At 42.3% G+C, this 9,165-nt stretch carries 7 protein-coding genes; all 7 read right to left on the reverse strand.

Annotation, left to right across the window (positions count from 1 at the left end; all coding sequences use genetic code 11):
* Positions 1–26 precede the first annotated feature (26 nt).
* Positions 27–1,016, reverse strand: a complete 990-nt coding sequence (locus AC1DWN_RS05010) for a carbohydrate ABC transporter permease (protein ID WP_477557837.1) — start codon at positions 1,014–1,016, stop codon at positions 27–29.
* 12 nt (positions 1,017–1,028) lie between these two features.
* Positions 1,029–1,901, reverse strand: coding sequence for a carbohydrate ABC transporter permease (locus tag AC1DWN_RS05015; RefSeq protein WP_477557838.1), 873 nt, complete (start codon positions 1,899–1,901; stop codon positions 1,029–1,031).
* 4 nt (positions 1,902–1,905) lie between these two features.
* On the reverse strand, positions 1,906–4,281 hold the full coding sequence (locus AC1DWN_RS05020; RefSeq protein WP_477557845.1) for a DUF5696 domain-containing protein: 2,376 nt from the start codon (positions 4,279–4,281) through the stop codon (positions 1,906–1,908).
* Entirely contained in the window at positions 4,281–6,389 is a 2,109-nt protein-coding gene (locus AC1DWN_RS05025; protein ID WP_477557839.1) for a YIP1 family protein, read from the reverse strand. The genes AC1DWN_RS05020 and AC1DWN_RS05025 overlap by 1 nt, the downstream gene beginning before the upstream one ends.
* 18 nt (positions 6,390–6,407) lie before the next feature.
* On the reverse strand, positions 6,408–7,319 hold the full coding sequence (locus tag AC1DWN_RS05030) for a carbohydrate ABC transporter permease (protein WP_477557840.1): 912 nt from the start codon (positions 7,317–7,319) through the stop codon (positions 6,408–6,410).
* The gene (locus tag AC1DWN_RS05035) at positions 7,316–8,311 is read right to left on the reverse strand and encodes a carbohydrate ABC transporter permease (RefSeq protein ID WP_477557841.1); all 996 of its coding nucleotides are present in this window, start codon (positions 8,309–8,311) and stop codon (positions 7,316–7,318) included. Before AC1DWN_RS05035 ends, AC1DWN_RS05030 begins: the two co-directional genes overlap by 4 nt.
* The coding region (locus AC1DWN_RS05040) for an extracellular solute-binding protein (protein WP_477557842.1) at positions 8,301–9,165 on the reverse strand (865 nt) is incomplete at its 5' end. The genes AC1DWN_RS05040 and AC1DWN_RS05035, both read right to left, overlap by 11 nt.

Below are 9,165 nucleotides of genomic sequence, written 5' to 3' on the forward strand. Positions count from 1 at the left end.
GATCATAAACTTTATTTAAGTAATTGCTACTCCACCAATCCCGTCCGTTCTACGCTTTCCAGAAAATAGCGCTGTGCAAACAAATAAATAAGCAGCGGTGGCAATATAGTCAAGAAACTAGCTGCCATTTTGATTGGTTCAACTACATATTGCGTCATCCCTGATGTTTTGACCAAGTTATCAAGCGATAAACCTAGACGTGACATTTGTACGGCCAGCGGCACATCCTCCGCCCCCCCTAAGAACATACGCGGCATATACGTGTCGTTCCAAGTCCATACGAAGGAAAATAAGAAAACAACAATAATAGCTGGCATGGCTAGTGGAAACATAACCTTAATATAAAATTTAAGCGCGGTGGCACCATCGATTTTCGCAGCCTCTTCGAGCTCCTTTGGCTGGGTCATGAAAAATTGCCGATAAATGATCACAAACAGTGATCCTTTTACTCCAAAGCCGAATAATGCTGGTATGACTAACGAGATGAGTGAATTATCCAAGCCAAGCTCTCGATATGCGAGAATCAACGGCAAAATAATAACTTGCGGCGGGATGATAAATGCGACAATCAGTAAGCAAAATATGAATCGTTTGAACGGGAATTCAAGACGAGCGAATGCATACCCGGCAAAACCACAAGAAATGCAATGAAAGATGGCTACAGACAAAGAGACGATGATGCTGATCATTACCGATTTGTCATAATTCAATACATTCCAAGCAGCTGACAGATGCCCCATATATATCGATGAGGGAATCCATGTAATAGTCGGATCGATAATATCCTTGCTGCTCATTACCATCTTGACGATCATTTTCAAAATAGGCTGTATATAAATATACGAAATCTCCAGAAATATAACGTAAAGAATCACTTTAAACATTAAGCCATTATTGATTTCCCGACCTAATAGCGCGTATCGGATTTGCCGAACTCTGTTCTTGACTCCCGATCTACGTCCAAGCTTTCGCTTGATCGACCATTTACTCTTGATGTCATTCACTTTAGTTAACATGAAATACCTCCTTTATCGCCGCATTCCTGAGCGCTGTCGGCTGATCCTAACGTAGAAGAGAACGACAATGGACAGAAATACAATAATGATCATAAAATAAATCCAAACTAAAGCACTATTAAAGCCATATGATCCTTGACCGCTGCCGATCAAATCCATTATTGGATTAAACGGATAAGTGAATAAATCCACGACCGTATAGATCAAGTTCAGCAAAATGAAAGGAGACATCGCAGGTAACGTAATTTTCCAAAACACTTCCCATGGCGATGCTCCATCAATACGAGCGGATTCATAGGCAGAAGAGGAGATTGTTTGCCGCCCCGCCAGAAAAATGATGATCTGTACGCCTGAGAACCACAATACGAGTACAAAACGATTCAATACTTGTTTAATTGGATTCGTCCATGAGCTATCTCCGAGAAACTGATCCAAATAGCTGGATAGCTCATATCGTTCAAGAAATCCGAGGCTTCCTTGACCTTGATTGATGAATTCCGTTAGTACATACCCTGTCGAGAAGATAACAGGCAGAAAGAAAATGGCCCGAAATAGCATTCTCCCAGGCAGCTTCTGGTTCAGAAGCATAGCTAAGAATAAAGAAAATACAAGGATGATCGGAATCATCACAGCCGCTTCCTGAAAAAAAGGAATAATATTGTCATACAACGCCGAGCTCTCGAACAATATACTTTTGAAATATTTGAGACCCACATAGTCATATACCATTTTTTTCGGAAGCACTTTTACGTTATGGAAACTCATGTATAGTGAAAATACGAGCGGAAAAGCTAAAAATATCATAAAGCCAAGCAGCCAAGGAAAGATGAATAACATGCCCTCCATGTTCCGAATCGTTTTTCCGCTTAAAATTCGTTTTTTCATCGTTTCATTCCCCTCCCAAAGCGATAAAATCTTTCGCCTTCACGGAAATTCCATCACTTGAGTAAGGGACGTCCTTGTAATTCACGATAATTCGCCTTCCGTTCGAATAGGTCGTTTCGAATACATCCTCCGTCAGCTTGCGGTGCCCTACAATAAATTTGTTATGCAAACCGTTTAGTGCTTCATTGTATTGCTGGTATAATGACACCATTTCTTCCATCCAATCTTTATAATTGGTGCTGTAAAAGTTACTTAATGACCTGGACTTCAACAGCTCATTCGAAAGCGCATGCGTAATTAAAAACGATGGCTCAGCACCGTATTCAATACCCTTCAAGTAATTGTTTTTATAGTCTCCATTCAGATTGGCATAATTGTGTGAATAGGATACGAGCCCATGCAATGCTATTTGTTCGAAAGGTACGATACGATCGACAAACATATCATGCGAATAATCGCTAAACATGCCATACATATGATCAACATAACGGGCCGTATACATATTGCCTGCATCTACTCTTACATTGCCGAGTGTTTCTTTTGTTTTCTGCATAATATTTTGTTGTACTTTCAGAGCTTCCGGCCGCATCACTGCGATTTTCTCGTTGTAATCCGAGTTAAGGAAGGTACCGATCGTATGCCCATACAAATAACCATCTACATTTAATGGTTTGACCTTATCTAAATCCTTATCTATAACCTTCTCCATGAACTTCGGACCGACGATCGTAAGAGCTGACACTTCGTTGGTAAACTGTACGACTGTTGAACTTAAATCTCTTAATCCATCCCTGCTTTTTCGGAAGCCATTTCCTCCGGAGTTGTTAAAGGAATACGCGCTACCATCCAGATAGACTGGAAACCCTTTGGAATGGGCGTAATCGACGAATGTCTTCATACCGCCATTGCCCCCAAGTTTACCGTCAACTGGAAATTGAGACCCGTATTTGCTATAACCTCCTTTTTGCCAACCCATATAGGCAATCGACATTTGCTCAACACCAAGACTGTTCAATTCCTGTACAATTCCTTTGGCTTCAGAGGTTGTCGTAAGTGGCAAATAGGAGTCCCAGAGAAAGCCCTTTTCTATATCTCCTCCAAGCAGATTTAGATGCAGCGGTATTTTCTCACTGTTACCTTGCAGTTGGTTCATACCTGATTCTTCCATCAAATAAGTTCTGTAGCGAACCGCCAAATCAACATAATCTGGATTGTCACCACTGATAAAGTAATATCGCGTAGCCCGGTCTCCGCCAATCAGGTCTTGATTATACGTAAAAAAACCATTAAATCCTTTCTTGTCAGTTGTTTGGAAAAACTTGAACCGGAATTGGTGCTCTGTTGTAGCCCAATTGTATGCGCTGAATGACTTGGATGGAACGGCAAATATATTGGCGTATTCTGCACCTTCTTGCACAATACCGAGTACGGCTTGTTTACCTGATTTAATACCGAATATCGGCATTTTGACTGGTTGCCTATTAGAGAAACTAGAGCTGTAAGCCCAATCATCACCGTAGACACGTTCATTGTAGAAATTGATCAGATTCGGCTGATCCTTCTTAAAATCGATCAATGCGCCCGGTCCATCAGGGATAAGTAAAAACCCATTCTCATGATCCGACGTCTCCGCTCCGAGGAACGGGAACAAACGAATAGCGACAAGTCTAGCTTTCTGATCTTTTGTTTGCCCAGATTCTGTTTTCGAAATGATTTTCTCGTCTATAAGTCCGTCTTGCAATATCTTGGTTTCTACATAATCATCCTTCAGCCTTACCTGTACAGGAATGACAAATCCAAGATTAGGAAGCTCGTATACGATTCGGAACCCATCCTCTGTCTTCTTAAATGATGTCACTTTACCTTGTTGTGCAATAAAATTCGATTCAACATCCAAATCCTTTCGGACATTAAATTCTACATAACGCATCATAAAAGGAGATTGTAAATGTTGTTTCCAAGCTGCCGTAGTTTGCTCATCGCTCCATCCATCAGGATTAGGATAAGACCTCCATATCTCTCCGGATGATTTATCTGTCACGGTAAAATGTCCGGTTTGTGGATCAGCCTTTAATTGTAGTCGGTCACTCTCCGCCATAGCTTGGAAAGAGCTCTCATCCGGTAACGGCGATTTTAAGACGTCTCCTTGACCGCTTTGTGGGGCCACCGTTTTCACTGGCTCTTCCTTTGCCACTTCAGCAGTTACCTGTGTGGTTTCCGTTTTCAGTTCTGTAGTCGCTGGAGAATTCGAATCCTCCGGTCCTGTTGCCGTCTTCTTATCCTTGGAACCCGCAATAACAAATATAACTGTGACGGAGGTGATCAGCACAACTGCTAACAAAGTAAGTAGCAGCCAGCGTTGTCTAACAATCCTCTTCATCACATCGTCACCTCCTGATAAATCGTATAAATGAAGTTAAGCAACTCGGAGGACAAGCCGATAAAGATGAAGATCAGCACCCACAATATAATTATGGCAAAACTCGTCAGCAGCACATTAACGATCGTCTCTCCAACACTATAATTTTGAAGGGATTGGATATTCCAAAAAAACAACATGCCGCTCCATATGACCATAGCCATTTCAAGAGATTGATAGATGGAGGATTCACTCATCGTCATGACATTGGATACAAGAGCTAAAGGCAGCCCTAGCATAGCAATCGGCATCAATGCGTAAGCACTCCMTACGAAAACATCCTTAAAGCGAGCCTCACCTTGATAAATAGAGCCAATTAAAAAATTACATACGACCCATGAAGTCCATGTAACGATAAAAATCGTCAAGATCGAGGTGCTGCTTTGGTCCGCTTTTGKAATTGGATTAAATGTGAAGCTTGTATAATACGTTTTGACCAAAAGCATTACCACTACGGTAACAAGTAGAATTATGGCGCTAATATAGCCCCCCCGATTCAAATATCGCAAATCACTAAACCCTTCCAGTGGGTTCTTCAAGATGAAGAAGGTATGCTTGAGTTGACGAATCAGATTGAATTCCTTCCACTTCTTTCGGAATCTGCGCTTGAGCCGGGATTGAATACGCGTTTTTTTATTTAGCCTCGACCAAATCATACATGCGATAGCAAAGATAACTACACTATTAGCGAGCAATGGAAAATTCTTTTGGAACCATTGCAGTCGAAGTTGCCAAAAGGAATCGGAATAACCAGTCGAATCGCCAGCCCACTTGTAAAGCTGCCGCGCTCGATCAAAGTCTCCTTTATAGAAGGCAGCTTGTGCCAGTCCTTTGTAAGCAGGCGAATACAAGGCATTCAATTTAACAACATTATTCCAATAGCTTTCACTTTCCTGATATTTACCATCTTGCGACAACTTATAAGCGGTATGAACCGCAGCTCCGAATTCGGTTGGCTTGAACACTTGAAGTAGATTAAGTGCATCGTCCAATATAAATAATTCGTTTTTCGAATTAGAAGCGACTGCTACTGGACTTTGATTGATGCCAACCTGTGGAGTACCTACAGAGACCGGACCGACCCAATAAAATAGTAGTTTCCCCATTGAATCGTACTGCAGCACAATATTCCCATTTTTATCGATGACCGTCATATTACCGTTCCGATCGACTGTAATATCGGCTAATTCCTGTTCCTTTTTCAATGAAGAGGTATATCTGGTTTTCTGCCCAAACGATAAATTCTTCCACATATTATTGCCGCGAATATTTAGTTTTTTCACCTGCTCTGATGACGATCCCGATACGGAATAAATGAATCCGTCCGAATCGAGGTCAACACTGCGGATTGTGGACGGCAGCAGTTTAACTTGTCTACTTAGCTGTTCCTTTGTGTAGAAGGCGACTCGTATTTTTTCCATCCAACTAGCGTCTGTCGTATTCGTCCCGAAAAACCCATAAAACTCTCCACTTGGATTGAGTTGAACGATCCCTTGATAACCACCGCTGGACACGACGTACAGGAAGCCTCTCTTGTCGACAACCATATTCTTTGGCTCGTAAATAAAGGTGTCATTGATGAATTTTGATTTCGGACGCAAATATTGTTGTACGAGCTTGCCATCCTTATCCAATCGAACGATCCGTTTATTTCCAGTGTCGGCAATATAAATCTCCCCATTGCCCGTAACGAAAATACCTTGTGGCTGGTTTAGCGGACTGTCCGGTATCGTCAATTCTCGTACAACCTCTCCATCAGGAGAAAAGTGGACAATACGGTTATTATCCGTATCCGCGATATAGATATCATCTTTGGAGTCAATAAAAACATCTTGCGGTCTTTTAAGCGGTGAATACGTTCTTTCACCTTTTTCATTCACGATATATATATCTCGCGCTATTACCTTTGACGGTTCATAAGCAGGCTGCGTAAATATGGTCCGATTATAACTGTCCTTGGAAAAGGTTGTATAAGGAACCTCCGCTCCCACCGTTAGTGGAAACACGGTCAACGCAATCAAGCAAACGAGCGCAAGGACGATCTTGTATTGGCTTCGATAAGCGTGCATCGTTTCGCTCCCTTTCGTTTACTTGATTCCTGAATGCGCCATCGTGGCGATAAATTTGCGCTGGTTGACCAGAAAAATGATCAGTGATGGTAAAAACATAATGAGTGCTCCCGCAGCTGCTGCACCTTGTCTAGCAACTGAGTTAGCCAAATTTGATGTCAATGTGCCCATGTAGAAAGGCAATGTTTTCATCGCATCGTCCTGCATGAACAGCGCTGACGTTTCGGAATTTCCCCACGCGCTTTGGAACGCGATAATTGTAATTGTCGCCATAGCTGGCGTGACCAGCGGAATAACGATACGTAAAAAAATACGTACTTCCGAAGCACCGTCAATTTTAGCAGCATCGATCAGTTCATCCGGAACTTGATCCATGAACTGTTTTAACAGAAATACACCGACCGGCAGCGCGATCATGGGCAGAACATGCCCGAGATACGTATTCATGATTCCTAAACTTTGCACAACAACATAACGAGGTATTGCAATGGTCTCCGTCGCGAATAAAAGTGAAACCATAATCGATCCAAAGAACAATTTATTCCCTCGGAACTTATGCTTTGATAGCGGATAGGCGCATAACGCCCCTGTAAACACCATTCCGATTGTAGCGAGAACTGTCACGATGACACTATTGAAAATATAACGGCTTACCGGTATAGCTGTACTTTGCGTCAGCGCTAACAAATCAGTGAAATTTTGTAATGTCGGCGCTTCTACGATAAATGTGGGCGGGAACAATAGCAGCTCGTGAAGAGGTTTAAATGCATGATTAAACAAATAAACGAGTGGCAGCAGCATGAAAATAGACAGTAATGTCAACATGATCAATATGACGAATTGTGTTCGATCGATACTCTTTACCTGTGCGAGCAAATCTTCAAGAAAGTAAACAAATCTCTTACTAATGGTGGGTTGGCTCAGCTTCATTCCTCATCCTCCTTCGGAACGAATAAGAGGCGGAGCAGTTGATTCAGCAATAACATAATAATGAGCAGCACGATTGAAATAGCGCTCGCATAACCAAGTTCATACCGTATAAAGCCGTAATCGTCGATATGGCTAATCATCAATTGGCCTGCATAGTCCGGTGTTGGATTACCTGCCATTGATGTGCCGACTCCCCCCGATTTCAGTGTACCTACGATAGAAATGACCGCTGCAAACAGCATCTGTGGTTTCATTGACGGTATCGTTAAATACCATATTTCTTGCAATCTGCTCGCAATACCGTCAATTTTGCCCGCCTCGTAGAGCTGCTTGTCGACACTTAGAATACCGGCGAGCAAAGCAAGGAACCCGATCCCCATACTGCCCCAGATCGATACAAGAATCATAATGTTCATTAAATAATCTTTATCCGCAAGAAAAAGGATCGGCTTCTCGATCAAACCAAATTTTAGTAAGAAGCTATTGATATACCCAGTACGATCACCAGTAAATGCCACCTGCCAGACGACACCGATCGCAATTCCTCCCGTCAATGAAGGAGCATATATTGCCAAGGCGTACCACATCCGTAATGTGCTTGGCAGTTGAGCGATAAACCAAGCTAGCAAGAAAGCGCATATATACCCTAATGGTCCTACAAACAAGGAGAATTTGAACGAATTGGGCAAGACATGCTGTAAAAAAATAATATCCTGTGAAAATAAGTTTTGAAAGTTCAGCCATCCAATCCAAGTCGGAAATTCGATCGCGTTAAAATAAGTGAAGCTCAGCATGAGCCCTACCGCGATAGGTATGACGATAAAGATGGCGAACATTGCAAAAAAGGGCGTAATAAATAAATAAGATAAACGGTCTCTCCATATATCGGCCAACAAGTCAACAATCTTCGATTTCGTATTTCTCTTAACCTTTCGTACTACGACTTTTTGCTCCGGGAGATGCTGCGTTTTCGCATGCGCTTTACTTGACATATTGTTCCGCACCTTCCCAAGGCTCCACGATCTGCGGCAAATCTAGCGTCTTCAATACTTTGCCGTTCACGTCGATAATCTTGAATTCTCTTTGCTTTCGGACAAGCTCCCTATTGATTTCTCTCACTGCTTTCTCTAACGAGAGTCGAGGCGTCTCACCATCAATTACCGCACGGTTCCATGCAAATCCAAGCTCACGTGAAGCCATATAACCGCCAGGTACATTTGGAAACTCCTTCATCCATCGCCACTGTTCAAGAAATACTTTCAAATCTTCAGGGTTCCACGGCATATTGGCGAACGCCTTTATATTCGATGAATTCCAACGAAACGCTTCACCGCTATACTGTTCGAGATCCAAGCCAAACTTCGTCTGGATTTCATCTGATAAATACCATTGCAAAAATTCCCACGCCTTCGTCCGTTTCTTCTCTGGAGTCGCTTTGAACATCATTGAGCTTACCGATTGAGAGCCTCCAATCCATCGGGAAACCGTACCATCTTCACTTACTGTTCCAGGAACAGGCGCAATAGCCCAATCTTCCATAATTTCCGGCGCGGCAACTAGTAACTGCATATATTGATTAAAATCTGCGATCCCAATTGGAATCGTTCCTTTGCGGAACTGATTGTAGAAGCTTTGTACCTGCTGCTCTAGACCATGCATATTGAACAAATCAGTCCAGCGTTTAAATGCGTCGAAGGCTTCTGGTTTATTAAGTGCAGTCGATATCCCATCGGGTGTAAACAAATCCGCACCGTTCTGGAAAAACAAATACGAAAAATCACCAGGTTCGATAAAAAAGTTGTATTCATTTTGCAGCAATGTCGGGATCATATTGTAAACATCATCC

This window comes from Paenibacillus sp. P4_A7 (genome assembly GCF_056402455.1).